Annotated in this window: 21 protein-coding genes; 12 read left to right on the forward strand and 9 right to left on the reverse strand. The window is 70.8% G+C overall.

Annotated elements, in window-relative coordinates; translation table 11 throughout:
* Positions 1-367 precede the first annotated feature (367 nt).
* Positions 368-937, forward strand: a complete 570-nt coding sequence (locus AB0C35_RS42470; protein ID WP_358469092.1) for a hypothetical protein — start codon at positions 368-370, stop codon at positions 935-937.
* A gap of 86 nt (positions 938-1,023) precedes the next feature.
* Here AB0C35_RS42470 and AB0C35_RS42475 read toward each other — a convergent pair whose 3' ends face one another.
* Positions 1,024-1,773, reverse strand: a complete 750-nt coding sequence (locus tag AB0C35_RS42475; protein ID WP_358469095.1) for a hypothetical protein — start codon at positions 1,771-1,773, stop codon at positions 1,024-1,026.
* A gap of 17 nt (positions 1,774-1,790) precedes the next feature.
* Positions 1,791-2,441, reverse strand: coding sequence for a hypothetical protein (locus AB0C35_RS42480; protein WP_358469097.1), 651 nt, complete (start codon positions 2,439-2,441; stop codon positions 1,791-1,793).
* A gap of 178 nt (positions 2,442-2,619) precedes the next feature.
* Here AB0C35_RS42480 and AB0C35_RS42485 point away from each other — a divergent pair, with 178 nt between their 5' ends.
* From AB0C35_RS42485 to AB0C35_RS42505, 5 genes are all read left to right on the forward strand, one after another.
* Complete coding sequence (locus tag AB0C35_RS42485; RefSeq protein ID WP_358469190.1) at positions 2,620-2,955, forward strand: TetR/AcrR family transcriptional regulator; 336 nt, start codon at positions 2,620-2,622, stop codon at positions 2,953-2,955.
* A gap of 219 nt (positions 2,956-3,174) precedes the next feature.
* Positions 3,175-4,239, forward strand: a complete 1,065-nt coding sequence (locus AB0C35_RS42490) for a hypothetical protein (RefSeq protein WP_358469100.1) — start codon at positions 3,175-3,177, stop codon at positions 4,237-4,239.
* Between the two features lie 86 nt (positions 4,240-4,325).
* Complete coding sequence (locus tag AB0C35_RS42495) at positions 4,326-5,006, forward strand: hypothetical protein (RefSeq protein ID WP_358469103.1); 681 nt, start codon at positions 4,326-4,328, stop codon at positions 5,004-5,006.
* A gap of 36 nt (positions 5,007-5,042) precedes the next feature.
* The gene (locus AB0C35_RS42500) at positions 5,043-5,531 is read left to right on the forward strand and encodes a hypothetical protein (protein ID WP_358469106.1); all 489 of its coding nucleotides are present in this window, start codon (positions 5,043-5,045) and stop codon (positions 5,529-5,531) included.
* Positions 5,532-5,700: 169 nt separating this feature from the next.
* A complete protein-coding gene (locus tag AB0C35_RS42505; protein ID WP_358469109.1) occupies positions 5,701-6,957 on the forward strand; it encodes a hypothetical protein in 1,257 nt (418 codons plus the stop codon).
* A 162-nt stretch (positions 6,958-7,119) separates the two neighbouring features.
* Here AB0C35_RS42505 and mftD read toward each other — a convergent pair whose 3' ends face one another.
* Positions 7,120-8,319: a pre-mycofactocin synthase MftD gene (gene mftD, locus AB0C35_RS42510; protein ID WP_358469112.1), complete on the reverse strand. Its 1,200-nt coding sequence runs from the start codon at positions 8,317-8,319 to the stop codon at positions 7,120-7,122.
* Positions 8,320-8,742: 423 nt separating this feature from the next.
* On the opposite strand from mftD, the gene AB0C35_RS42515 reads away from it, so the two are divergent.
* Both AB0C35_RS42515 and AB0C35_RS42520 read left to right on the forward strand, forming a co-directional pair.
* Positions 8,743-10,353, forward strand: coding sequence for an alkaline phosphatase D family protein (locus tag AB0C35_RS42515; protein WP_358469115.1), 1,611 nt, complete (start codon positions 8,743-8,745; stop codon positions 10,351-10,353).
* Between the two features lie 337 nt (positions 10,354-10,690).
* Positions 10,691-12,082 carry a GntP family permease gene (locus AB0C35_RS42520; protein WP_358469118.1) on the forward strand — a complete coding sequence of 464 codons (1,392 nt, stop codon included), beginning with the start codon at positions 10,691-10,693 and terminating at the stop codon, positions 12,080-12,082.
* 11 nt (positions 12,083-12,093) lie between these two features.
* On the opposite strand, the gene AB0C35_RS42525 is transcribed toward AB0C35_RS42520, so the two are convergent.
* Complete coding sequence (locus AB0C35_RS42525) at positions 12,094-12,801, reverse strand: FCD domain-containing protein (protein WP_358469121.1); 708 nt, start codon at positions 12,799-12,801, stop codon at positions 12,094-12,096.
* A gap of 33 nt (positions 12,802-12,834) precedes the next feature.
* Between AB0C35_RS42525 and AB0C35_RS42530 the strand changes: the two genes are divergently transcribed.
* From AB0C35_RS42530 to AB0C35_RS42540, 3 genes are all read left to right on the forward strand, one after another.
* Positions 12,835-13,371, forward strand: a complete 537-nt coding sequence (locus tag AB0C35_RS42530; RefSeq protein ID WP_358469124.1) for a gluconokinase — start codon at positions 12,835-12,837, stop codon at positions 13,369-13,371.
* 142 nt (positions 13,372-13,513) lie between these two features.
* Complete coding sequence (locus tag AB0C35_RS42535) at positions 13,514-14,080, forward strand: DUF4303 domain-containing protein (RefSeq protein ID WP_358469127.1); 567 nt, start codon at positions 13,514-13,516, stop codon at positions 14,078-14,080.
* A 179-nt stretch (positions 14,081-14,259) separates the two neighbouring features.
* Entirely contained in the window at positions 14,260-16,578 is a 2,319-nt protein-coding gene (locus AB0C35_RS42540) for a hypothetical protein (protein ID WP_358469129.1), read from the forward strand.
* 48 nt (positions 16,579-16,626) lie between these two features.
* Here the strand turns inward: AB0C35_RS42540 and AB0C35_RS42545 are convergent, their stop codons facing one another.
* Entirely contained in the window at positions 16,627-17,697 is a 1,071-nt protein-coding gene (locus AB0C35_RS42545) for a hypothetical protein (RefSeq protein ID WP_358469132.1), read from the reverse strand.
* Between the two features lie 356 nt (positions 17,698-18,053).
* On the opposite strand from AB0C35_RS42545, the gene AB0C35_RS42550 reads away from it, so the two are divergent.
* Positions 18,054-19,286, forward strand: a complete 1,233-nt coding sequence (locus AB0C35_RS42550) for a hypothetical protein (RefSeq protein WP_358469135.1) — start codon at positions 18,054-18,056, stop codon at positions 19,284-19,286.
* A 109-nt stretch (positions 19,287-19,395) separates the two neighbouring features.
* Here AB0C35_RS42550 and AB0C35_RS42555 read toward each other — a convergent pair whose 3' ends face one another.
* The 4 genes from AB0C35_RS42555 to AB0C35_RS42570 all read right to left on the reverse strand — a co-directional run bounded on the left by AB0C35_RS42555 (position 19,396) and on the right by AB0C35_RS42570 (position 26,124).
* Positions 19,396-22,290, reverse strand: coding sequence for a M36 family metallopeptidase (locus AB0C35_RS42555; RefSeq protein ID WP_358469138.1), 2,895 nt, complete (start codon positions 22,288-22,290; stop codon positions 19,396-19,398).
* A 221-nt stretch (positions 22,291-22,511) separates the two neighbouring features.
* A complete protein-coding gene (gene alc / locus AB0C35_RS42560; protein WP_358469141.1) occupies positions 22,512-23,651 on the reverse strand; it encodes an allantoicase in 1,140 nt (379 codons plus the stop codon).
* The gene (gene allB / locus AB0C35_RS42565; protein WP_358469144.1) at positions 23,648-24,985 is read right to left on the reverse strand and encodes an allantoinase AllB; all 1,338 of its coding nucleotides are present in this window, start codon (positions 24,983-24,985) and stop codon (positions 23,648-23,650) included. The genes alc and allB overlap by 4 nt, the downstream gene beginning before the upstream one ends.
* Complete coding sequence (locus AB0C35_RS42570) at positions 24,982-26,124, reverse strand: glycerate kinase (protein ID WP_358469147.1); 1,143 nt, start codon at positions 26,122-26,124, stop codon at positions 24,982-24,984. The genes allB and AB0C35_RS42570 overlap by 4 nt, the downstream gene beginning before the upstream one ends.
* Positions 26,125-26,128 lie beyond the last annotated feature (4 nt).

Here is a 26,128-nt window from a genome sequence, read left to right on the forward strand (position 1 = left end):
GCCTGGATCAACGAACCGCCCAAGGACGAGAACAAGGAGAACAAGCAGGCACAACCCGCAGCCTGAGCTGTCTCAACGAGTTTGACAGGCTCCGCCTGGCTGCGAAACTGCGAGATCGCCGATCGTCCGGGCCTATCACTCAACACGTCGATATTGCTGGCGCATGCGATTTCCGGGGACGGTGGCGCAGTGGAATCACTCTCGGCGCAGGCCGCCGCCCCCTCGCGCGGCAAGCGCAACGACGCTGAGCATGCCATCGAGGCGCTGATCAGGTCGCAGGGCTATTCCGCCGTTCTGACCAATGGTGGCGAGGAAGGCATACGACCTGTGCACCGAAGAGGTGGAGCCTGATCCGATACTCCTGGCGATGGTCCAGGAACGGCGGCCCGGTTACCTCTGGGCGCTGGCCGTCCTCCATGAGCTGTGCTGCGAAATCCGGCCCATGTGGGAGGAACTCGGCTCACCCCGAGTCGAGGTTCCGGGCATCCCGCCGGACGTCAGGGAGGCGATCGTCCGTCAGTACGCCCCGGGCGAACGTGACACCGACCCTCGATGGCTGATCGAGGCGGCCCTTCTCGCCCTCTCCGAAAACCGGGACGAACTCGAAGAGCAACGACTCCACCTCGCCATCCGGGCGCTCGCCGCCGCGGGACTGGAACCAGGAGAACCGCTGTCGGCGGGCGACGCCTATCGTCAAGGCGAGGGCACCTTCCACATCATCACTACCAATGCGGGCATGATCTCGGTGAGCACGCTCGGACCGTTCTTCCGCCTCCGGAACGACAACGCCCGTGGCAGGACGGCCCTACGGGACGCGGGCTTCCGCCACATCGGCGCGGAACTCGGCGCCACCGAGTTCACCGGGCTGCACGTCTACTTCTTCGGTAGGCGCGACCCTCTTCCAGTCAATGACCTGCTGTTCTACTGGCAGGACTGACCGGGCCCATCAAGATGGCGGGCGGGCCTTGCCCACCACTGGCCGATACCCGGATGTCACCAACCGCGGCCCAGGGACGAACGAACCTAGCGGTCGCCGACGGCCTCGTCCAGGTACACCACGTGGTGCGAGAGCAGGAAGTGCAAGGCGCCCAGCACCCGCGTCAACACACGTTCGGTTTTGGTCGAGTGGGATGATTCCCGCTCTGCTGGGGCGGCGGTGGCGGCGGTACCCGCCAGCAATTCGCATGCCGCCCAGAGGTCGGAGCGCGGGGAAAGCTGCCATAGCCGGTACAGGTCTCCCGAAAGCTCCACTACTGGCTCGTCGGAATAGCCGAGACCGAAACTGGACGGCCGCTCCGCGGTGTCGCCGAAGCCGACCATCAACGGGCACAGCCGGTGCCGGCGCGCGAACGCGACGGCATCCGCCCTTGCGGGGGACGCCTCAGCGAGAACGCCTCGTTCGAGAAGCCCATCGATCAGCCGGCCGGGCCGGCGATGTCCGACGGCCCGGGCCTGCTCGTCGAGCACCGTCCGAGTCCACAGCCGGTTCTCGGCACCGGACGCCGGGCCATGAGCCAGCCGCCAGATCGCGACCTCCTCGCCGGAAAGCCTGACCGACCGGCGAGCGACCCGTACCCGGTGATCATCTAGCTCGACCTCCACACGAAGCGGACGGGGGCGGGGCGCGCCCATGGGGTCGACGGACCTTGGAACAGCGGGCTCGTACTCGCGCTCAAGGTATGCGTGGGGACTCGGGCGTACCCGGTACACGGCACCCATGTCGTGGCCTACCGGGAAGATCAGTTTGACGTCGTCCCGGCCCGGTTCGCTCATGCGGACAAGGGTAGGCGTCAGGAGGCGATTCCAGATCGTCGCGCCACGTCGAGGTACGCGGCCGAGTTCGAGGTGAACAAGTGCAGCGACCCGACCAGGCGCGCGAGCACGCGCCGCGGGTCGGTGTGGTCGCGGTCCGTTCCGCCTGCTGCGACCTCCACGTCGGCGTAGGTTCGGCAGGCCTGCCATAGGTTGTCTTCGCCGTTCGCCCATTCCCAGATGCCGAACAGATCGCGCCGGACCCGCAGCACCGGCTGCTCACCGAATCCGATGCCGAACAGCCACGGTTCGTCCTTCGAGTTCCCGAGACCGAGCATCAGCGGGTGCAGCTGGTGGGCGAGGGCGAACCGGTAGGCCGCCTTCCGACCAGGAGCCACCTCAGTGATCAGGCCGGCGCTGATCAACTCGTCGACGATCGCCCCCGGCGCGGTGACACCGAGCCGGCGCGCCTCCTGCACCACCGCACCGCGGGTCCACCTGCGCCGATCGAGTGCGTCCTTCACGCCCCGCGCCGTCGTCCACACGTGGAACTGCCGGCGAGTGACCTCGACCAGGTCGCCGTCCCGCCGGATGAAGTGTGAGCGGCCATGGCCGGCCCCCGGCGCACTGGTCTCGCCCAGGTCGTGGCCGATCGGAAAAAGGAGAGGCTGCCCGAACCCGATGTGCATGTAGGCATTTCACATCAGGTCGATTCCAGGTGCCACGGCCTCCGGCCAACCGGAGCGGACCAGCCGCATCCGGCCGTACGCCTTGACCCGGCGCAGGGCCGTACCTATTCTGCCTAACCGTGAGCGCTCTTCCTAATCGCGATAGGCGGGCCGAACGGCTGAGGCTGCACAACGTGAGATCGTCGACGCCGTCTGGGAAATCGCCCGGCACGAAGGGCTGGCCCAGATCACCCTCCGTGAAGTCGCGCGTCGGGTCGGGATGCGCTCACCGTCCCTGTACTCGCACTCCGATTCCAAGAACTCCATCTACGACGCGATGTTCGCAGAGGCCTACACCGATCTGCGAAGGACGTTCGATGCGATGGAGCTACCGGCGGAACCGCGGCGCTGGACCGTTCTCGTCGTGGCCGAGACGTACTTCGACTTTTGCGTGGCTGATCTCGCCCGCTACCAGCTGATGAACCAGCGGACGATCCCGGCGGCACGCGCCGGCGCCGTCAACTGTGCCGCCTGATGGACATGTACTGCGACGAGGTCGGTGTTCCCGGCCCGCGCCTGAGGAACGGTCAATGATCACGCTGGAGCGGGCGCGTGCGGCGGCACCCCATTGGGGCGGCGATGTAGCAGCCGGGAATGGATCGACACGAGCAGGACGGTCACGGCCGCCGCGAACGGGTGCTGAGCGCCCCGTCCACGGGCCGGCCAGCGGGGGCGCGCAGGTGAACGAGGCGGGGTGCTGAAAGTGCTGCGGGTTGTGTTCACACGGGACGACGTGATGCGTGTGAGGGTCGCCGACCACATCGATCCGATGTGGGAGATCGTACTAAGCCTGCACCAGTTGGTTGCGCGCCATCCCCACGACGGCCCCTACCGCACCTGGGCCGCCTGGATTCGAACCATGGTCCGCGATCGGGTGGCTCCTGCCGCGGCAGCCCTCTATGAACTGGTGCCCCCGAAACGCTACTTCCCTGACTTCGTCACCCCTGTACCACCGAGCACCAGCCTCGACCATGGCATAGACGCCGTGTTGCACGCGCCACTAACTCGTCTGCGTGATGAAATGGATCGGGCGAAGGCCCCGACCAGTGAGTCGTCCTGGTTAGCCGGCATCGCCGCCGGCGAAACCCGCCAGTTGCACCGGCTCGCGGACGTCCTGCGCGCTTACCACACCCACGCGCTGGCGCCGTTTTACGACCAGATCACAAGCCAAGTGGCGGCTCACCGGCACAGCATCATTCAACGACTCGCCGGCGGCGGCGTCCACGAACTGCTGGGGAACCTGGCCGGCTGCATCCGCTGGGAACCACCCGTGTTAACGGCCCCCTATCCCGGTGACCTCACAGTCGATCTCGCCGGCCGCGGTGTGACCCTGATCCCCTCGTTCTTCTGCCAAGGGGCCCCGGTAACGGTGGCCAACGCCGAACTCGACCCGATACTCGTCTACCCGATAGACCCGCCGCGGCAATGGATGCAACCACCGGACGGCGAAAGCGGCACCGACCGGCACCTTACCGCGCTCATCGGCACACCGCGCGCCGCCCTGCTCAGGGCATTGACGGCCCCGCTCGACACCACCCAGCTGGCCGCACGCGCCGGCCTGGCCCTATCGTCGGCAAGCGAGCACACCACGATTCTACGGAACTGCGACCTGGTGACCTCGACCCGGAAAGGCCGGGCCGTGGTGCACAGCCTCACGCCACTCGGCCGACAGCTGCTCGCCGGCGGCCACACGTGGATGTCATCGATTCAGAATCCGACGCCGGAAACAACCACACAGCGACTCTCCGCCCACCGATAGCGAGCCTCCCCCCTTCGCTTCAGCCTCGTTTCGGCTCCAGCCGAAACGACTCGACCGGTCCGAGCCCGCGATCCCACAATCGTCATATGACGACCAGCAGGACACGCATGGACTTCCCAGATTTCCTCTCCACCGCCTGGGCCACCGGCCTAGCACTTGGGGGGCTCGGCCTGCTGGCGACCTTGTTGCTGTTCCTGCTTCCCTCCCCGGCAGGATCAATCGCCGGGCGGCCGCTCGGGTACACCACGGGGACCTCCACAATGGTGGAGCTACCCGAGGAATGCGAAATCCGGGTGTCAAGCAACGGTGGGAGCAGCGCTACCTGCCCTGGGGCCACCTGGTCGGTCGACGGCCGCGAGGGCAGCGGCACCCTGTACGGACGACCCGACCAGCTATCGCAGCGGGAAACAGGCAACCAGGTCGAGGCCCGGGTGTTCAACGGCTCCGCCTATCTTCGTCCATCAGCAGCACAATACGGGGCCACTGCGGCGGCGCTGGCACTCGTCGCGATCGGCCTGCTGGCCGCCGTGCTCACCATTCCGCTTTGGACCGCCCGCTTTCTGAGCAGCGCCTGGGATGGCGACTGGGACGTTGACGACGTCATGGCATTCGGCGTCGTCGGGATCGCCTTGGCGGCGGCGGCCGGTGCCGCGGCGGGATACCTGGCGGCCGAGGACTCCACGGACCGTCTCACGGCCGGTGCGGTCGTGGCCGCCGCCGCCATAGGGGCCGTGGTGAAAGTGCGCAAATGGCATTCCGGCCCGTGACGAGGCGGAACTCGGTGTCGTGTCGAAGGATGACCAGTGGGTCTTGACCATGAGACAGGCGCCAGATCGGGGCCGGTGCTGAGCGAGCGGTCCACGGAGGGGCGGGCGAAGGAAATGGCCGCACTGGGCCGGAGTCAGGGCTGGAGGTTCACCCCGGAGAACCCGGAGCTGGTGCCGCTCGTACAACGGCTTCCCGAGGCGACAGGACACGCACGCGACGTGGTCTTGAGCGGCGTGATGAGGATGGAGCCGGCGCAGGGCACCGGAGCCGGCCGGGCGGCACTGGCGTATCTGCACACCGTCTGGGCCATCCCACTGCCTCGTCTCCCGTTCTGTGCTCAGGCGGCCAGTAGGGGACAACCCCATGACGCCTGGCGGCCCGGCCATGCATTCCGCACCGACGACGAGGCTTTCGACAAGAGATGCCTCACCACCGCCGATGACGCGGCCCACGTACACACCGGACTCTCCCCGCAGACGATCCTGCTGCCGGCCGAGGCCATCGCGCACTCCCGCGGCTCGTGATGGCGGTGCCCATGGAGAAGGGCAGGCCACGGGAGGTGGGCGCCGCGCGGCTTCTCGCCCCGCCGACCGCCAAAGCCACCGGACTGGTCGTGCCCTCCATTTTCTTGCCACCCAGGGCTGTAGGACGAGACGACGCGGTCATCAGGATCGGCAGGATCGGAGGCCTGTGGTGATCATCGATGCGCTCTGCGGCCGCACGGCCGAGCTTCCGGCCGATCCCGGACGCGCCGGCGCGCTGGCCGCACTCATGGTGAGGGAGCTGGCGCATCGGATCTTCCTCGACGACGCCGACGTGCGCATCGCGGATTTCGTCCACCGGCTGCACCGGCAGACCGGGGCGGACCCGCACCTGCTGGACGCCGTACTCCGCGGCCTGCTCGGTGCGCCCTTGCCGGCGGTAGCCGACCCGCTGACCCCACTGCTGGTACTGGGACGCGGGCTAGTGCTCGCGCTCGAACTGGACGACCAAGCGGTAGCCGAGCTGGCCGCACGTTTCGAACAGCGGCTACCCGATCGGCTGCCCACCTCGGTGGCACCGCCGAACCCGCAGGCACCTTCCGTGGCGATCCCGGCAATGTCCCCGACGCTGCAGCCACCTGTCGAAGCGACCTCGGCAGCGGACCCGAGGCCGGTGCCGTCCACCACTCCGGTGGCGCCGCGCTCAGCGAAGGCCCTCTACATCGTCGCCGGAATGGTGGCCACCTTCGGGGTGTTCACCTTGTTCGCCGGTCTCCTCGTCCTCCTTGGAACCGGCGGCGACGACGTGGGGTCCGACGACACCACTGCACCCCCGAACGGCGATCCCAGCCGGGTCATTCATGCCTTCGCCGAAGCGATCAACAGCCGGCGATTCGACCGGGCCTCCACGTTGTTGTGCGGGGAGTCCAGCAGCATGACCAGGCACGTCGCCAGGGGGCAGCTCCAGGTCAAGGGCTTCACCGTGGACAGCGTCGAAACGCGGAATTCCACGACGGCGTATCTCCTGGCGAAGGCGACCATCGGCTCCCAGTCCGAACCTCTGGTCTGGCGGGGAACTCTACGAACCAGAGGAGGAAGCTGGTGTGTGCTCGATATCCATCCGGAGGACAACTCGCCCCCGATGCAGCCGGAAAGCCGGGACGTTGCTCTGGAGAAGATGCGCAAATTCATCGCCCTGGTCGGCCAAGGCGACTCGGCCAAGGCCATGACCTATGCCTGCGGTACGCATCAGAGAACATCCATTAATACGAAGATCGGCATAGTGATCGGCACCCGGGCGCGGCTGACCGTGAAGCCTGATCACGGCCCGGAAGGCGCCTCCACCTATACCGGCGACCTTTCCGGACGCTCCCGGGTATTGGGACAAGAAATCAGCGGTAGCGTGACCGTCAGCCGTAGCGACGACGGGACCTATTGCATCAGCCACATCGAGTTCAGGTACGAATGAGACCTGACTCGCGTCACTTCAGTGCGCAGATCCGCGGTCGGCGTTGACGCTGATCGGCGGAGGCGGTGACTTCAGCCTGGCCGCGGCGCCTGTTCGCGGGCGGGGTCTTTGCGCGGAGTTGCGCCGGACCCCGCGCCGCGACCAGGAGCCTGAGCCCCATGCTCAGCTGGAGGCCATCTCAACGTCGGGGGCGGTGTTGAGGAAGTAGCCCTTGGGTGCGATGACGTCGTCCGGGGTGAGTTCGTGGATCGAGGACTTGCCCAGTCCGAGCAGCGTCCGGTCGATGCTGACCCGGTAGGCGTCGAGCACCTCGCGGACACCGCGCTCGCCGTCGGCGGCCAGCCCGAAGAACCACGACCGCCCGATCAGCGCGGCCTTCGCGCCCAGTGCCAGAGCCTTCACCACGTCCGCACCGCGCCGGATGCCGCTGTCGAACGTGATCTCGGCCTGGTCGCCGACCGCGTCGACCACGGCGGGCAGGAAGCGCAACGGTGACGGAGTGGTGTCGAGGTTGTTCCCCCCGTGGTTGGAGACGCCGATGGCGGTGGCGCCGGAATCGACCGCGCGGCGTGCGTCGTCCGCGCTCAGGATGCCCTTGACCATCAAGGGACCTCCCCAGACGTCCGCCAGCCACGCGACGTCACTCCAAGTCGGGACCGGGGTTCCCAGCCACTCGACCATTCCCTCGACCATCGACGGCACCGGCTTACCGGGGTGCTGCAGGTTGGGCACGCCCAGGTCGGGCAGCTTCCCGCTGCGGATGAAGCGCATCACCCAGGTGGGGTTGCCGATCCCCATCGGGGAGTACCGGATCAGGGTCGGCAGGTCGATCTTCTGCGGGATGACCGGGGTGCCCCAGTCGCGAGCCGTGACCCCGGCGTTGTCGAGGGTGAGGATCAGGCCCTTCGCGCCGGCGCGGCGGAATCGCTCGACCCGCTCGGCGAGCACCTCCCTGGACCCGGACCAGTAGAGCTGGACGAACGACTTCGGGTTGGCCGCGGCGACGTCCTCGAACCGTGTCGGTGCGAAGTTGCTGTGGCCGATCGCCGTGCCGGCGCTCGCCGCCGCCCTGGCCACCGCGATCTCACCCTCCGGGTGGAGCGCCTGGGCTCCCGCCGGGGAGATCACCACCGGCAGGTCGATGCTCTCGCCGAGGATCGACGTCCTCATGTCCCGCTCCGGTGCCACCTGAGCACCGATCCTCGGGACGAACTCGACCAGTTTGAACGCCTCGACGTTGGTCTTGATGGTCGTGCCGCCCTCGTTTCCGGCCACGATCGAGGTGTAGACCGCCTTGGGCAGCGTCCTCTTCGCCCGTCGCTGAGCATCCGCCACAGTCTCGATTGGCTTGCGTGAAAACATGTCGTCCTCACTCCCCCCGTCTTCGACGATTTTGTTTGCTTGCGTAGCGCTTTCGGCGCTGGGTCTCGGCTTTTATTCTGCCGACCCATGATTTGGCTAGTTTAATGTTCAACAAACTTTTTCCCGTGTTATTCCCGCGACGGAATGGGGGCCTCTCGATCGGTCGAGGGCGGGTCCTGGGCCGTCGCATCCGGTGGGACGCCGTTGGCGGGGCTTGCACGGCGTGGTCGTTCTGTGGGGCATGGGGCTGGACGGCTGATCCGTTCTCAGGTTGTTCACGCGTATCACTGGGATGTTCGCAAGACAAGACGTTATATTTCTCGCCGGTCTGGCTTATGATCAACGCTGGCCGGCCGACCACCGCCCTCCCGCCCCGGCGGCGGAGGGCTTCTTGCTCCACCCCCGAAGCAGCAGGAGGTCCGAATGTCCACGCATGCCGACCCGTTGTCGCGGCGCCGGTTCCTGGGATGGGGCGGGGCCGGCGCGGCCACCGTCCTGCTCGGCACCGGCGCGCTGGGCGCGACCGCCGCGCACGCCTACACGCTGCGCAAGTCGGGGCTGTTCACCCTGGGCATCGCGTCCGGCGACCCCTCTCCGGACGGCTTCGTGCTCTGGACCCGGCTGGCGCCCGAGCCGTTCGCCGCCGACGGCAAGGCCGGGATGCCCGGCCGCCGTATCAAGGTGGAGTACGAGGTGGCGCGGGACGAACGGTTCAGGCGGATCGCGCGGCGCGGTGAGGCCGTGGCCACGCCCGAACTCGGTCACTCGGTGCACCCCGAGATCTCCGGGCTCGCCCCCGGCCGCGAGTACTTCTACCGCTTCCGCGCCGCCGGGGAGATCTCACCGGTCGGACGTACCCGCACCATGCCCGCCGCCAGTTCGCTGCCGCGCGAGCTGAGGTTCGGCGTCGCGTCCTGCCAGGCGTGGCAGGACGGGTTCTTCACGGCCTTCGACCACATGGCCGACGAGGACTTCGACTTGATCCTCCATCTCGGCGACTACATCTATGAGTACGAGATCACCGGCAACAACCGGCGCGGGGTCAGCGTGCCGCCGCAGTTCGGCACGGAGACCTTCGACCTGGCCCGGTACCGTCTGCAGTACTCGCTGTACAAGGCCGAGGAGCCGCTGCAGAGGGCGCACGCGCAGTGCCCGTGGATCCACACTCTGGACGACCACGAGGTGGTGAACGACTGGGCCGACGACACGGTCATCATGGGCCGCGACCCGAACCCCGACCCGGCCGAGTTCGCCGCCCGCAAGGCCGCGGCCTTCCAGGCGTTCTACGAGAACCTGCCGCTGCGCCGCGCCCAGATGCCCTCGGGTCCGGACGTCCGGCTGCACCGCCGGCTGTCCTACGGCGGGCTCGCCGACATCGCGATGATCGACACCCGCGGCCACCGCGACATCCAGGCCTGCTCGTACGGCGACGGGACGGGCCGCACCGCCTCCTGCGACGAGCGTTTCGACGCCTCTCGCACCATCCTGGGCGCCGAACAGCGCCGCTGGCTGCTGGACGGCTTCGCCCGGTCGCGGGCCCGCTGGCAGATCCTCGGCAACCAGGTCCCGATGACCGAGACCGACTGGGACCCGGGCCCGGGCAAGGACGTGTGGGTCGACCCGTGGGACGGCTACGTGGCCGACCGCAACAAGGTGCTGGCCGCCGCGCACGAGCACGGCGTGCGGAATCTGGTCGTGCTCAGCGGCGACCGGCACCAGAACTACGCCGTCGACCTCAAGCGGGACTTCGACGAGCCCGGTTCACCGACCGTCGCCGCCGAGTTCGTCACGACGTCCGTCACCAGCGGCGGCGACGGCGCCGACATGGACGACCTCGGCCGCACCTTCCTGGCCGCGAACCCGCACATGCGGTTCTTCAACGCCCAGCGCGGTTACATCAGGGTCGACGTCGACCGCGAACGCTGGCGCAGCGACTTCCGCGTGCTGCCGTACGTCACGCGGCCGGGTGCTCCGGTCTCCACGCGGGCGTCGTTCGTCGTCGAGGACCGCCGCCCGGGGGTCCAGCCGGTCTGACCGGACGCGGGCCGGCCACCGCATCTGCGATGGATCGTTGCATTCCTCGTGATCATCCGCTGGATTGTGCATTCACGATGCGTTGTTATCACGCTCGGATGTTATGACGCCGATGGCAGGCTCCGCGCCGGTCACCGTCGCCCAGGCCGGGCGACCATGCCACGCAGGGCGGACGGGGGCGGATCGGTGTCACGAACGCGCGGCATCCCGCCGGCCACGCCGCAGCCGGCGGTCGCCGCGGACAACCGTCCGCGATGGGTCTTGTAAAGGTAATACCTTTGCGGCAAGGTGTGCGTACGCGCCCGAGACCGGCCGGGCGAAGAGTATCGGAGTCGCCGTGGAAGCGATCGAACCCCAGTTCGGCACCGTCACGCTGTTGCTGATAGCGGCCGGCGCCGTAGCGGTGCTGTTGTTCCTGATCATGAAGGTGAAACTGCACGCCTTCATCTCCCTGGTCCTGGTGAGCGTGCTGACGGCCATCGCCGTCGGGTTCAAGCCCGGTGACATCCCCGACGTGCTGATGTTCGGGTTCGCCGACACCATCGGCTCGGTGGCCCTGCTGGTCGCGTTCGGCGTCATGCTCGGCCGGCTGCTGGAGGTGACCGGCGGCGCGCAGACGCTGGCGGACACGCTCATCGGCCGGTTCGGCGAGAAACGGGCTCCCCTCGCGCTGGGCGTCGCGTCCCTGCTGTTCGGGTTCCCGATCTTCTTCGATGCCGGGCTCGTCGTCTTCGTCCCGATCATCCTCACCGTGGCGCGGCGCTTCGGCGGATCCGTGCTCTACTACGCGTTGCCCGCGGCGGGCGCGTTCGCCGCGATGCACGCGGTCGTCCCGCCCCACCCGGGGCCCGTCGCCGCGGCGAACCTGATCGGCGCCAACGTCGGGCTCACGCTGCTCGTCGGCATCCCGATCGCGGTGGTCGCGTGGTACGTCGGCGTCATGCTGGTCTCCCGCTTCCTCGCCGGGCGGGTCAACGTGCCGGTGTCAGACGTGATCTTCGGCGAGGTGGAGGACGGCGAGAAGGCGGAGGGGCCCGACTGGCGGAAGCCGTCCTTCGCCGCGGTCCTCACGCTGCTGCTCATCCCGCTCGTGCTGATCTCCTTCAACACGGTGCTGTCGACGCTGGTCGACAGCGGCGTGCTCGCCGAGGGGCAGGACTGGGTCGGCTTCCTCAGCCTGCTCGGCATCACGCCGGTGGCACTGATGATCACGGTCATCGCCGCGATCCTGGTGCTCGGCCGGCCCAACGCGTCGATGGCCACCGTCACCAAGATCGTCGATCAGGCGCTCGGTCCGGTGTGCGCCATCATCCTGATCACCGGCGCGGGCGGCATGTTCGGCGGGGTGCTGGAGCTCAGCGGCATCGGCGACGCGTTGAGCGGGAGCCTGTCCGATCTCGGCATCTCCCTGATCCTGCAGGCCTTCATCATCGCGACGCTGCTGCGCGTCGCGCAGGGCTCCGCCACCGTCGCGCTGACCACGACCGGCGGGCTCATCGCCGGGGCCGTCGCCGACGCCAACCTGAACGACTTCAAGCTGGCCCTCCTCGTCGTCGCCATCGCGGCGGGCGCCACCGTGCTCTCGCACGTGAACGACTCGGGCTTCTGGCTGGTGAGCCGGCTGTTCGGGATGGACGAGAAGACCACGCTGAAGACCTGGACCGTCATGGAGACGACGCTCGGTCTGTCGGTGTTCGTGATCGCCTACCTTCTGTGGCTCGTCACCTGAGTCCGTGCGGGTCAGGGGGCCGGGGCTCCGTCCCCGGCCACCTGGCCCATCTCGTCGGCGACCTCGACGCAGATCGCCGTCATCGCGGCCCTGGCGACCTCGGACTCGCGACCGGCGACGGCCTCGGCCACCACGAGATGGAGCCGGCGCGCCTCGGGCTTGGGCTGCGGCGGCATCAGATGGTGGAGCGTGCGCCCGCGCAGGACCTCCTCCACGACGTAGGCGAGGCCGGCGAACATCACGTTGCCCGAGGCTTCGAGCAGCAGCCGGTGATAGGCGATGTCGTGCTCGAGGAACGTGGTCAGGTCACCGGCCGCGCCCGTCGCCTCCATCGCCTCTCCGAGCTCCATGATCCGGTCCCGCTGGCGGTCGTCGGCGTACCGGGCGGCCAGCGCGGCGGCGGGGGGTTCGATCGCGGTGCGCAGCTGCGAGAGCTGGTGCAGCTGCGTGCCCCGCTCCGGCCCGTCGAGCCGCCACCTGATCACGGCGCGGTCGTAGGAGTCCCACTCGTCCTTCGGCAGCACCGTGACACCGGTCCGCCGGCGGCTGGCGACCAACCGCATCGACGCGAGCACCTGCACCGCCTCGCGGGCGACCGTCCGCGACACGCCGAACTCCTGCTGCACCCACTCCAGATTGACCTTCGACCCCGGCGCGAGGGAGCCCGAGATGATCAACGGCCCGAGCTTCGCGAGGACCTCCTCGTGCAGAGTCGACATGTGCGCCAGCGTACCCGCGGACGGAGCGGCTCCTTGATCACGAGCGTCCATGTCGTGGTGATGGGAGTGGCCGGCAGCGGCAAGAGCACGATCGCGCGGCACCTCCGGGACGAGTTCGGGCTGGGGATGGCCGAGGCCGACGACTTCCACCCGCCCGCGAACATCGCGAAGATGTCCGGCGGCGAACCGCTGACCGACGGCGACAGGTGGCCGTGGCTCGAGGCGCTCGCCCGGTGGACGGCCGATCGGCGGGCGTCCGGGACGTCCACGGTCCTCGCCTGCTCGGCGCTCAAGCGGTCCTACCGCGACGTGCTCCGCCGCCCGGTGCCGGACACCTACTTCCTCCACCTGCACGGTGCGGAGGACCTGCTGCACCAGCGGATGCGAGGCCGCGACCACTTCATGCCGCCTGCGTTGCTGCGCTCGCAGTTCGAGACCCTGGAGGCTCTCCAGCCGGACGAGCACGGCGCCGTGTTGGACGTCGCGCCGGCCGTCGGCGAGCTGGTCCGGCAGGCCGTGCGGCTCGTCCGGCCGCTCATCCCGGCCGGGCCCGGCACGACGCGAGGCTGAGACGCTCCCAGTCGCCCCGCCCCTGGCTCACCGTCCCCCGGAAACCGCGCCCGACGCCGCCGGCGATCACGACCGTCGTCCGACGGGCCGCCCGGGGGCGCCGCGGATCTGTGGTTGGCTTGGCCGGGTGGGCGATGATTCCGTGTCCGATCTTTCGGCGCTGCAGGAGCGGATCACGCTCTCCATCGTCTCCGCCTCCGACCAGATGCTGGGGTCCAGAGCGGCGGAGCGGCTCTACGTCGTCGCTCTCACCACCGACAGCGACGTGATGACGGTCAGCCTCGCCGCCCACACGGAGGAAGGCCTCGCCGCTCTCCTCGCCGGCCCCGGCGACGAGGACGACCCCGACTGGACCGAGTACTTCCGGTGGTGGCCGGACGAGTGGCGGATCGGCGACGACGGCGTCCCGGCGGCTGGTGCCGGTCCACTGGTCGCGCGCAGCCGGGAACTGGCGGACGCGATGGAAGCCGCGCACGACCATGCGCAGTGGCGGACGCGCGCACGCGCCATGCTCGATCGCGCCTTGGGAGACGTGCGCGTGGCCGCCGCACTCGCCGCGATCGACCCCGGGTGGCGGCCCGTGCTCTTCGTCACCGACACCGACGGCGACATGCGGCCCACCGTGCACAGCATCGACGTGCTCAACGCCGGCCACGCGAGCCCGGCTTTTGTCGCGTCAGCACGCGCGTTCTTCTCCGGCCAGGACTGACGGCGCTCGACGGTCGTGCACGGCGACGCCACCGCGATGCCGTTCGGGGCGGGGCGGTTCAGCGGCGCGCCGCGAGCTCAAGCCGACCTGACCGGGTCGACCGGGAGCCTGACGGGAGGATCACTGATCGTGCCTTCGGACGTGCAGTGGGGCGGCGATACTCTGCCTCGGAGGCGCCCATGGAGATCGGACGGTGGAGGGCCGCGCGGCTGATGCGTCAGGCGGCGGAGCCGGGTGGTGAGCCGCGGCTGGCGAAGCTGGCCCGGCGTGCCGCGGCGGGTGGCCCGGAGCTGACGCTGGTCGTCGCGGCGGCGACCAAGGAGGCATATCGCGCGCACCCGCTGCGTGCCTGGTCACGTGACGTGATCCCGCGCGTGTGGGTGCGCAACCGCGATCCCGCGCTCCGCGCCGTCGTGCGGAAGCACGGTCTCCTGCCCGCCGACGGCAGTGCGCGCTGGACGGTCGCGGCGCTGCACGACCGCCTGCTCGACCACTGGGACGAAGGCGCCGAACAGGCGTTGGCCGCGCTGCTCACCGACGCGGACGAGGACGTGCGCTCGGGTGCGCGGAACGCGTGCCGAAGCGCCGCCGAGCCCGTGCTCGGCACCCTGTGGCGGGCGCTCGGCGAGGCGCCGGGGCAGGTCCGCCCGGCGCTGCTGGACGCGCTGTTGAGCAACCCCCGTCCTCTCGGCGGCGTCTCACTCGCCCACGCCTGGCGGTGCTGGATCGACGGGCCTGTACCAGAGCTGTGGACTGTCCTCCGGGAGACCGGGCGGGAGGCACCCGAGGGCGAGGGCGAGGGCGACGAAACATGGCGGCTGAGCAGGCTGGCGCTGGGCACGGCCGCGCCGGACGAGCTGTGCCGCGCCGTCCTGGCCGACAGCACGCCCGAACATGTGCGCCAGATCGTCGTCAAAACCTGCGCGGACCGCGGGCACGTCCCCGACGATGCGGTGGAACGCGCAGCGTACCTGCTGGTCACCGGACGGTACGAGGACTACCGGGCGGCCGACCCGGACGGGGGACTGCTTGCCGCCGCGTACGCGGGCGGACCGGCCGGGCTGCGCGCCCGCGTGGGCTCCGCGGTCGCCGCCGCGGGCGAACTCGACCTGGTGCGGGTCCTGGCCGCGACGAGGCCGCCGCGGGCGATGAGCGTCCGGGAGCGCGGGTTCCTGGGCGGGCGGCTTGCCGCCGAGGAGGCGTGGCCGGAACTGTGGCGGCTCGCCCGCGACCTTCCGCTCGCCGAGGCGATCACGGCGCTCCGGCCCGTCCGGGGGTGGTGCCCGCCCGGCCTGTCCCCCGGCGCGTTCGACCGGCTGCGGACCATGCCGTCCGACCGCGTCCGGGCGGCGCTGTCCTCCCTCGACCTGCCGGGCCCCCTGCGGCCCGTGCACGACATCACCGTCGTCGAGCAGTGCGCCCTGTCACCGGACGGGACGCGCCTCGCCGTCGCGGGCCGCAGCCGCGCCACCGACGACCACCTCCTGCTCGATTACGCCCTGCCGGAGGGAACGGTCGTCGCCTCCTACACCAGCGAGGGCCGCACAGAGCAGTGGCGGAAACTGGTCCACACGGGCGACGCGGTGATCGCGATCGTGGGCCACCCGGCCGGACGGCTGGTCCGGTACGCCGGCGGTGAACGCCTGTGCCTCATCGACCCGCCGCACATCACCGGTCACGTCCGCGACGACATCTGCGCCGCCGTGCTCGCGCCCGACGGGAGCCTGGTCGCCGCGAGCATGCGCGACCTGCACGTCTTCGCACCACCCCACGACGGCACGCGGCGCACCGTCTCGTTCGGCGACCTGGGGCTGGCGGAGGTGTGGGGCTTCGCGCTGGACGTGGAGCCGCAGACCGGGCTGATCGCGGTGGGCGGCTCGATGCCGGCGGTGCTCGACGCGCAGGCCGAGCGGGTGGTCGCACGCGGTGAAGGCGGCCCCTTCAAGGTCGAGGGGCTGGTCTTCACCGCACCGTCCGGCCTGGTCACCACGGGCATGTCCGGCAACCTGCACGGCTGGCGGCTCGCCGACGGCACCCTGCGGCGCGAGGTGTCCGGAACCTACGGCCACGGCGGTTCCGCGCTGACCGCCTTGCCCGCGCACGGCCGGGTCTGGGCCAGGTCGGGGAACGTGTACGTCGACGCCGAGGACCTGCGGCGGACGAGCCCACCGGACGGGGCGCGCCCCGACCCCTTGTCCGTCTGGAGCACGCCGTCCGGCGCGCACTTCGCCGTCGCCGGACTCGACGGGCTCGACGTCCACGGGCGGTACCGGGACCCGGTGGCGCGGCTGCTCGACCGGCCGCTCGCCGACACCGCCCCGAGCGACCTCGCGCGGGCCGACGCGTTCCTCGCCGGCGGGCGCTACGACGGCGACACCGGCGAACTGCTGACCCTGCTGCACATCTGCCTGGAAGAGCGCTACGGCACCGAGATCGTGCTGGGCCCGGCCGTCTCCCCCGGCACCGACACCGACATAGCCCTCGGCCGAAAAACCTGACGGCGACGCCTCACCGGCCGGCACCGCACGCCGCGCGGACCGGGTGGGTTACGACAATTCGCGCACGACCACCCGGCGGATCAGGTGCACGTCCGTCAGGGGTCCCGTGGACGCGGCGAACCCGAACTTGACGGTGTCCGGGAGGGGTTCGGGGGCGCGGAACCTCAGCACCCGCCGGAAGCCTTCGCCGTCCTGGAAGTCGATGTCGACCGTCACCACCGGGTCCGGCTCGGGCGACACCGTGACACGGACGGTCCGTTTCACCCGTTCCAGCAGCTTCTCGGCGCGCGCGGGGGTGACGCCGGCGGGCATCCTCCGCAGATCGCCGTGGAGTCGTCCGGGAAGCGTCGAACGCCGAGTGCCCGCGGTCCTCGCGCTGCTCGCCGTGGCCGCGAGAAAGCAGTACCCTTCGACGCTGTCTCCCGGACCGCGGGCGGTGACGACGTTGGGGCCGGGAGGGGGCGGCCGGAACGCCGTCCCGGCCGGGGAACGCCGGTCACAGCCGAACCCGCGCCTTTCTCCGTCGCCGAAATATTCGCCCAGCACGTCGAGTCCGATACCGAGATATCCGCCGTCGACGCCCGGGACGGTTTGTGCGCCGATTCTGCCGCCCGGCAGCTTCTGGGCGTAGCCGAGGCTTCCGCCGAACGCGCCCGGTGTGGTGAGCCGTCCGGCGCCGTCGGTGAGGAAGAAGGAGATCCCGTCCGCCGGCGCCCGCGTGGTGTTGCCGTACTGCCACTGCTCGAAGGTCACCTCCAGCCCGTCCTCCGCCGGGATCGGCGAGTCGAACATCACGGCGCCGGTCTCTTCGGGGTGGGCGTCGGTGAGCTGGAGATGGCCGCGCGGCGCCGCACCGGCCGGCGGGACGGGGCCGGCGGGGTCCGGGTGGCACCCGCCGAGCGGGTGGTTCGCGGCCTCTTCGACGGGCCCGCCGCGCGAGGCGCCGGTCAGGCAGGCGGCCCCGTATCCGATGAAACGCGGGTCCGCGGCGGCCCCGGTGAACGACTCCTCGACCAGCACCGCGCCCGGAGCCCGGTGCGCCGCCGAGGCATGCCCGGACGACACGACGGCCGCGACGGCACCGATCGCCGCGATGCCGCGAACCATCCCACGTCTCATATCGTCTCTTTCTCGAGTTCGGGTCGAAATCCTGGCCGTTCATGTGACCACGAATTCACGACGGACATCATGCATTACGGCGCTCATGGCGGCCTGCTGGCCAGATCATTACGGAAATGCGGGCCGCGGCATGGCCGGCCCATGACGGCCACCGCCGCCACCGACGAGAGGGCGGCACCACGGTCCCCGGCCGGTGGCGGCACCGGCGATTTCACCGATTTCCATTTCCGAGATTCCGGTTTGAATCGGCATAGGCCGATTCCGGAACGGACGTCGGCGATCGAGAGCAGGACACGAACGCACTCGCCACAACGGCCAGGTCGCGGTCATCATCGCGGCCAGAAAGGATCTCGGACATGTCTCGCATCCGCAAGCGCCTGCGAATACTCGGCGCAGTGGCCCTCAGCATCGTGGCCATGGGCGGTGCCATCACGCCCGCCTCCGCCGCCACCACGATCTACAGCGAGGACTTCTCCGGAGGGCTCGGCACCTTCACCGCCTCCGGCTCCGTCACGACCGGCGCATACGGCGCCCGGATGAGCGGGTCCCCGTGGTCCGACCCGTCCATGACGTCCGCGCCCATCGACCTGACCGGGCACAGCGACGTGACGGTCTCCTACACCCGGGCGGCGTCCGGGCTGGACGTCGGCGAGTCCTTCACCGTGGCCTACTCGGTCGGCGGCGGCACGTTCACGCCGCTGGAGTCGGCGCGCACCGCCGCGGGTGCGGCGTCGTTCCGCCTGCCGGCCTCGGTCGAGGGCAGCGACCTGCGGCTGCGGTTCTCCCTGGACGCCGGCAGCTTCCTGGAGACGCTGACCGTTGACGACGTGCGCGTCGAGGCCGGCGGCGACCAGGAGCCGCCGCCCGGGTCGCTGCCCCCGGTGGACGACGTCACCGCGCCCGGGCCGTACGCGGTGACCGTCGACAGGTCCGCCGGTCCCGGCGACGACGGGTGGCTGGTGTACCCGGCCAACGCCGGCCAGAACGGTGTGGACCATCCGATCTTCGTCTGGGGCCCGGGCGCGGGGTCCGGCCCCGCCGACTACGAGGACATGCTGCGCCAGTGGGCCTCCCACGGGTTCGTCGTCTACAGCGAGGTCTCCTCCAGCAGCGGCGACTACATGGTCGACGCCCTCGACTGGCTGGAGAGCCAGAACGCCGCGCCGAGCAGCCCGCTGTACCAGGATCTCGACACCTCCGAGGTGGCCTTCGGCGGCCATTCCCGCGGGTCGATCGGAACGTTCGACGCGGCCGGCGAGCCGCGGCTCGAGACCACCATCCACGTGGCCGGCGGCTCCTTCGACGGCGACGGCCCGGAGAGTCTCCGGAACCCGACCCTCTACATCGGCGGTGACGAGGACTTCGCGACCGCGAACATGGAGCGCGACTACACCAACACCGATGTGCCGGTGTGGTTCAACATCCTCGACAACACCGACCACATCTACGCCACCCGCAATGGTCAGCACATCATCACCGCGTGGCTGCGGTGGCACCTGGCCGACGAGGAGTTCCGCCGCACGGAGGACTTCCTGAGCTCCGGCTGCACCTTCTGCGGCCTCGGCGAGGTCGAGTACAAGAACTGGTGACAGCGCGGTTGACACCGTGGTGACCGGCCGGTGCCATGTGCGACGCACAAGCGCGGCCACGAGGACGCGGGGGCGGCTTCGCCCCCGCGTCTTCGCGTCGCGGCCTCGGCTATCGGGCGAAGGCCTGGAGTTCGGCGGCTCGGACTAGGCCGGCCCGGGGGGAGGCGGTGGTGCAGTCGGTGTCGGAGCGCGGGTCGTTGTCCTGCTCGCCCGCGTAGGCGGGGGAGCCGGTGCACTGGCTGGAGACCACCTGCAGCCGCAGGTGCGTCGCGGTGAAGTCGCGGGTGTCGAACGAGCGCAGGGCGATGTCGGGTGCCGTGGGTCGCGGCCGGTCGGCGGGGAAGGCGTCGTCCGGGCTGGTGTAGACGGTGCGGTACGAGGTGTTCTGCGAGCAGTCGGCCTTGGTGGAGTCGCAGGCCAGCAGCCGGAAGGCACGCAGAGCGGTGAAGCGGTTCTGGGAAGTGTCGGGGCCCTCCGGGTCACCGGCCACCGTGGGGCGCAGCATCGCGCTGACCTGGACCCGGCCGATCCTGACCGGGCGGTCGCCGGCCAGGTCGACGGTCACCTGGCGGCCGGCGGCCGGGGCCTCGACCGACTGCCAGTTGGTCGCCTCGGTCTCGTCCAGCAGCGCCTGGTGCGACAGGCCGTCGCCGGTGGCGGTGGCGCCGTTGGCGCTCGCGGCCTGGTTGCGGTGCATCGCGACCGGCAAGGTGCGCCGTGCCCCTCTGATCGTGGCGGTGAACTTCTTGTGGCCGACGCCCTCGCCGACCGCGACGAAGGAGTAGCGGCCGGGTGCAATGGAGAAGGCGGCGCCGAGCGGGGTCGCCGGGTCGGTGTCGGCCACCGGGACGGCGCGGGCCTCGTAGTCGCCCACGTACAGCCGGACCTTCGCGTCCTCGGCGTCGCCGCGTGGTTCGAGCGTGACCCTGGTGTTGCGCGAGAGCGGGGAGGCGAAGCTCGGCGTGGGGTCGGCGTCGGCGGGGCCGTTGCTGGCGGCGGCCTCGCCCAGGCCGTGCTGGGCGAAGACCTTCCACATCATCGCCTGGTTCTTGCCGCCGAAGCGGATGTCGTCGGCGGCCAGCAGGGCGTTGCGGTGGTCGACGTAGCTGACCGCTCCGGTGGCCATCAGCAGGAGCGCGTCGAACGACAGCTGCGCCCACCGCCTGTTCCCCGGGCATTTGTCCACCGGCACCTCCCCGTCGGCGCATTTGCGCTGCAGCGCCGCGTTGCCGTCGCCGTACCGCCGGACGAAAGCCTGACGCAGGTCGAACTGGGTGGCGGTCCAGATCTCACCGTCGGCGTGGACCTGGGTGCCGGTCAGGTCGTAGCCGAGATCGCTGTAGTTGAGCGGGCTGCGGCTCATGTCGTAGTTGCGGATTCCGGCGCGCGGTTCGCCGGTGACGTACCCGCCGATGACGTACGGCGTCCGGCCGGGAGAGCGCAGCCCGTACTCGCTGAGGTACTCCATCGCGAGCAGGTCGGACGTGCTCTCGTTCATGGCCCCGGCCTGGGGCCCGTTCCATCCGGTGTCCGGCCCGGCGACCATGCGGCCGGAGATGGCGTGGCCGTACTCGTGCCCGATGACGGTCATGTCGAAGTCGCCGTCGACGCACGGCGGGTAGAACGCGCCCGCGATCGGCTGCCACAGGTACATGTTGGTGATGGCGGCGACGCCGTCGGGCGGTGTGATCTGGTTCGCGTTGTCGCGGATGGCGGGGAACCTGGCGCCGGCCTGCGCGTTGCCCTGCTCCGGGTCGCCGCCCAGGCCGCCGCGGTCGCCGTTGTCGACCTGCATGTTCCAGGCCGACTCGGTGAAGCCGAGCCGGTAGGACCAGTCGTGCATCCGGTTGTGCTGGACGAACAGGTTGGACATGGCGGCTTCGACGTCGGCCTCCTGCGGGCTGTCCAGCGTCGCCGGGTCGCATTTGCTCGTGTGCCACTGGTTGGCCCAGGGGTAGGTGTAGTTGCGGTCCGGCTTGGACGCGTTGGTGCGGGTGCCGACGGTGAAGGGGTCGTCGCTCGCGCGGTTCTCGTACGTCCTGGCCGCGTTGCCCAGGCTGGTGGTGGTGGACGCGCCGGTCGCGGGGTCGGCGTCCCACGGCAACCCGCTGGAGGGGTCGCCGCCCACGACCATGTTGCATCCCGCCGCGGGGACGAAGCACCAGGCCTGCCGGGTGTCACGGGACGAGTAGTCGCCGGGCGGGGTGGCCGGGAAGGCCGACCAGCGCGGGTCGTCGCCGTCGTGGTCGACGAGGTTCTCCCGCACGAGTACCGCGCCGGAGCGGGCGTCGACGTAGGACGTGACCGCCTTGGGCTCCGTTCCGGAGGAGTCCATGAGGACGACCTGGTAGGCGCTGCGGACGCCCTCGGGGGTGGGGACGGCGACGAGCCGCACCCTGCGGACGTCGCCTGCGGAGACGGCCATGCCCGCGTCGCGGCCGGCGGCGGCCACCGCGTCGTCCTTGGAGAGCGTCGCGGGCGCTGGGGGCTCGTCGTCACGGGACAGCGTCGAGGTGACCGAGACGACCTTGCCGCCGGTCACGCCGACCGCCACCAGCCCGTCGTGGCCGGCGGGCAGATCGCCGAAGCGCTGGCGCAGCAGCACCGCGGCGCCCTCGCCGATGGGGTTGACGGCGACCTTCTCAAGGTCGGCCACGGCGGCGGCGTCCAGGCCGAACAGGTCCCGATGGCCGGCCAGGTAGGCGCGCGCGGCCTTCTCGGGGTCGTCGGCGAGCCCGGCGGCCAGGGGGCCGGTTCCGGTCACCGAGGCGGGGGTGCCGAGCCTGTTCCAGCGCACGGTCGCGCCGCGGGCGGCGCTCTCCTGCCGGGTGGTGGGCGCCAAGCGGCCGGTGCGGGCGTCCTTGTCGGGCAGTTCGGTGTGTTCGCCCGGGGGCTGGGAGCGGGGAGTTCGTGTCTCGGCTTGTCCGGGGACCGTGAGTCCCGATGTGAGGAGTGTTCCGGCGACCGCGAGCGCGGTCGCGGCGATCCAGCGTGTCCTGGGCACCTTTGCCTCCTGGATGCGGGCGGACGACCCGTGGGGGGATCGGCCGGTTGATCACCCGCCGCTTCACGAGACAAGCACCGCACCAGGAGCACAACTATGGCGATTTAAGACACGAAGCATGCATCAGTGGGGGGCGATCCTCGCCGTTGACAGGGGCCGCTTCACATGGATGCAGTGACCACACGGCCGCGCCCGTGGGCATCGGGCCTTCGTGGGGCCCTTCAGGGGTTCTGGAGGAGGCGGTCCAGGATGTGGGCGGGGAGTGTGGCGGGGCGGCCGGTGACGAGGGCCCTGGCCTCGGCTTCGGGGAGGCCCGCGCCGGTGGTGAGGACTTCGATGGCGTGGTCGTCGGGCAGGAGGTTCAGGAAACGTGTGGTCGCGGCGGCTCGGCTTTCGGGGGTCAGGGTGCCGTGGACGCGCAGGCGGGCTATGCCGCCGTCGGGGTAGACGTCCAAGCGGACGTGGGTCACGGGGGCCGTGGCCGCCGAGCGGAGGTGATGGCGGGTGTCGGGCTGCAGGCGGGTCTTCGGGATGAGGTCCACGCGGGTGTCGTCCCGTGCGTCGATGCCCGTGAGGGAGGCCCAGCCGGGGGCGTTGCCCACGTAGTAGGACGTGTCGATCTCCACGCGGTGGACGTGGGCGCGGCCGGCGAGCGCGACGGTGACGTGGTCGTTTCCGTCGTCGCGGCGGCGGGCGTTCTCCCAGCCGTCGCCCATGAGCCGTGACCGTCCGGGCAGGAGGATGTTGCGCGGTGAGCTGTAGAACATGTTGGAGCAGTCCACGACGTCGCCGCCGGACTCCAGCGCCGCAAGGTCGACGGTGCCGTCCATGAGGCGGGGGTCGGGTACCGGCTCGCCGTGGACGCGGAACCGCGCCACGCCCCCGTCGGGATAGATGGTGAGGCGGACGTGGGTGAAGCGGTGGGGGTCGGTGACCGGGAACGGGTTCTCCGTGTCGCCCTTGATGGGTGATCTGCCGACGAGCGTCACCCAGGTCGCCCGATGCAGCTCCTCGGGTGAGGGGTAGCCCTCGGCGCTGGTCGCCTCCACGGAGGCCAGGGGCGGGTAGTTGCCCTTGAACCAGGCGGTGTCGATGACGACGCCCTTCACCACGCCGGGTACGCCGAGGCGCACGATCGCGTGGTCGCCGCCGGTGCCCGGTTCGCGGCGGCGGCGCGTCTCCCAGCCGTCGTAGGTCTTGCCCTTGTGCCCGAAGTCCTCGGCGGAGAAGACGGCGGGTCCGGGTTTGATGAGGTTCTCGCGCTCGGCGAAGAACTCGTCGTTGGCGAAGACGACGCCGGCGGCGAGGTCCCGGCAGGCGAGGTCGGGCAGGGCGGTGAAGCCGATGGCATCGGACGTCATGCTTCTCCTCTCGTCAGGAGCCGGCCGCGCGGCTCCCCGGCGATGTCGACCGGTGCGCCGCGCAGCCAGGTGGCGCGCACGGTGCCGGTCAGCGGGCAGCCGTCGTACGGGGAGATCCGGTTGCGGTGGTGCAGGCGCCGGACGTCCACGGTGAACGCTTCGTCGGGGGCGAAGACGCAGAAGTCGGCCTGGTGGCCCAGGGCGATCCGCCCCCTGCGGAGACCGGCCTGCCGCGCGGGACGTTCGGCCGTCCAGCGGACGACGTCGGTGAGCGGGTGGCCGCGGCGGCGGGCCTCGGTCCACACGGCGGGCAGGACCACCTGGAGGGAGGCGATGCCGCCCCAGGCCTCGCCGAAGTCGCCGGTGTCGAGACGCTTCAGCTCCGGTGTGCAGGGCGAGTGGTCGGAGACGACCATGTCGATCGTCCCGTCGGCGAGGCCCTGCCACAGCAGTTCGCGGTTGCGGGCCTCCCGGATGGGCGGGCAGCACTTGAACTGGGTGGCGCCGTCGGCGATCTGCTCCGCCGCGAACGTCAGGTAGTGGGGGCAGGTCTCCACGGTGATCCGGACGCCGTCGCGCTTGGCGGAGCGGATCATCGGGAGGGCGTCCGAGCTGGACAGGTGCAGGATGTGCGCGCGTGCGCCCGTCGACCGCGCCAGCCCGATGACCCGGGCGATGGCGAGGTTCTCGGCGGCGCGGGGGCGGGACGCCAGGAAGTCGCGGTATCCGGGGCCGTGTGCGGCCGGCGCCCGGTCGACGGCGTGGGAGTCCTCGGCGTGGACGATCATCAGCGCGTCGAGGCCGCGCAGCGCCCGCAGCGCCCGGCGGAGGTCGTCGCCGGTGAGGGGCGGGAACTCCTCGACGCCCGAGTGCAGCAGGAACGCCTTGAAGCCGAACACCCCGGCCTCGTGCAGCTCCGGGAGGTCCTGCAGGTTGCCGGGGACGGCGCCGCCCCAGAAGCCGACGTCCACCCAGGCCCGCGCCGCGGCGGTCTTGCGTTTGACGTCGAGCGCGTCGGCGTTCACGGTCGGGGGGATGCTGTTCAGCGGCATGTCGATGATCGTGGTGATGCCGCCGGCGGCGGCGGCGCGGGTGGCCGTGGCGAATCCCTCCCACTCGGTGCGGCCGGGGTCGTTGACGTGGACGTGGGTGTCGACCAGGCCCGGCAGGAGGACCTCGTCGTCGCCGAGTTCCACGGTCCGGGACGCCGCGGGCGCCGAGTCCGGCGGGTCGATCGCGACGATCACGCCGTCCCTGACCCCGACGCAGCGGGGCGCCTCGCCCTCGGCGGTGATCGCCCGCGGGGCGCGGATGAGGAGATCGAGTTCGGTCATGCGTCGCCTCCGGGGCGGGCGAGGCCGAGGTCCGCGGCGAGCCGCGCCGCCAGCCGTTCCAGCAGCGGCCCGGCCTCGGTCATGCTGCGCCGCCGGTCGGGTTCGAGGTCGCTGAGGGCGTAGACGCGGGAGATCCCGGCCGCGGCGAGGTCGGGCGCGGCCAGGGTCGTGCGCCCCGCGACGGCGGCCACGGGGACGCCGGCCCGTGCGGCGGCCGCGGCGACGCCGGCGGGGGCCTTGCCGCTGAGGGTCTGCTCGTCCAGCGAGCCCTCGCCGGTGATCACGAGCCTGGCTCCGCGGAGCCGGTCGGCGTAACCCACGAGTTCGAGGACGATGTCGATGCCGGGACGCGGTGCCGCGCCCAGCAGGGCCAGCGCCGCGAACCCCACTCCTCCCGCGGCGCCCGCTCCCGGGGTGGCCGCGTGGTCGGCGCCGGTGGCGCGGGCCACCTGCGCGGCCCAGCGGGCCAGCGCACGGTCGAGGACGGCGACGTCGCCGGGGCCGGCCCCCTTCTGCGGGCCGTAGACGGCGGCCGCGCCCCGCGGGCCCAGCAGGGGGTTGTCGACGTCGCAGGCCACGATGAACTCCGTGTCGGCGATCTTCGGGTGCAGGCCGCGCAGATCGACCTCGGCGACGTCGAGGAGGCCCGCTCCCCCGCGCTCGACGTCGCGTCCGTCGTCCCGCCGGACGCGGGCACCGAGCGCCTGCGCGAGGCCGGCGCCTCCGTCGGTGGACGCGCTGCCGCCGAGTCCCAGCACGACGGTGCGCGCTCCCGCGTCCAGTGCCGCCCGCACGACCTGGCCGGTGCCGCGGCTGCCTGCGCGGAGGGGGTCGAGCCGCCCGCCGGGCAGCCGGGACAGGCCGGAGACGTCGGCCATCTCGACGACGGCGACGCCGTCGCGCAGCGCGAACGCGGTGGTGACCGGTTCGCCGGTGGGGCCTTCGGCGATGACCGGGACGCTGCGGAAACCCGCGGACAGCGCGGCGTCGACGGTTCCGTCGCCGCCGTCGGCCACGGGCAGTTCGACGACGTCCAGGCCGGGGGCGGCGACGCGCAGGCCGGCCGCGACGTGCCCGGCGACCCGCCGGGCGGTCAGGCTTCCCTTGAACTTGTCGGGGGCGACGACGACATGGCTCATGGCG

Source organism: Spirillospora sp. NPDC048819 (assembly GCF_040650055.1).
In the GTDB taxonomy this organism is placed as follows: Bacteria; Actinomycetota; Actinomycetes; order Streptosporangiales; family Streptosporangiaceae; genus Spirillospora.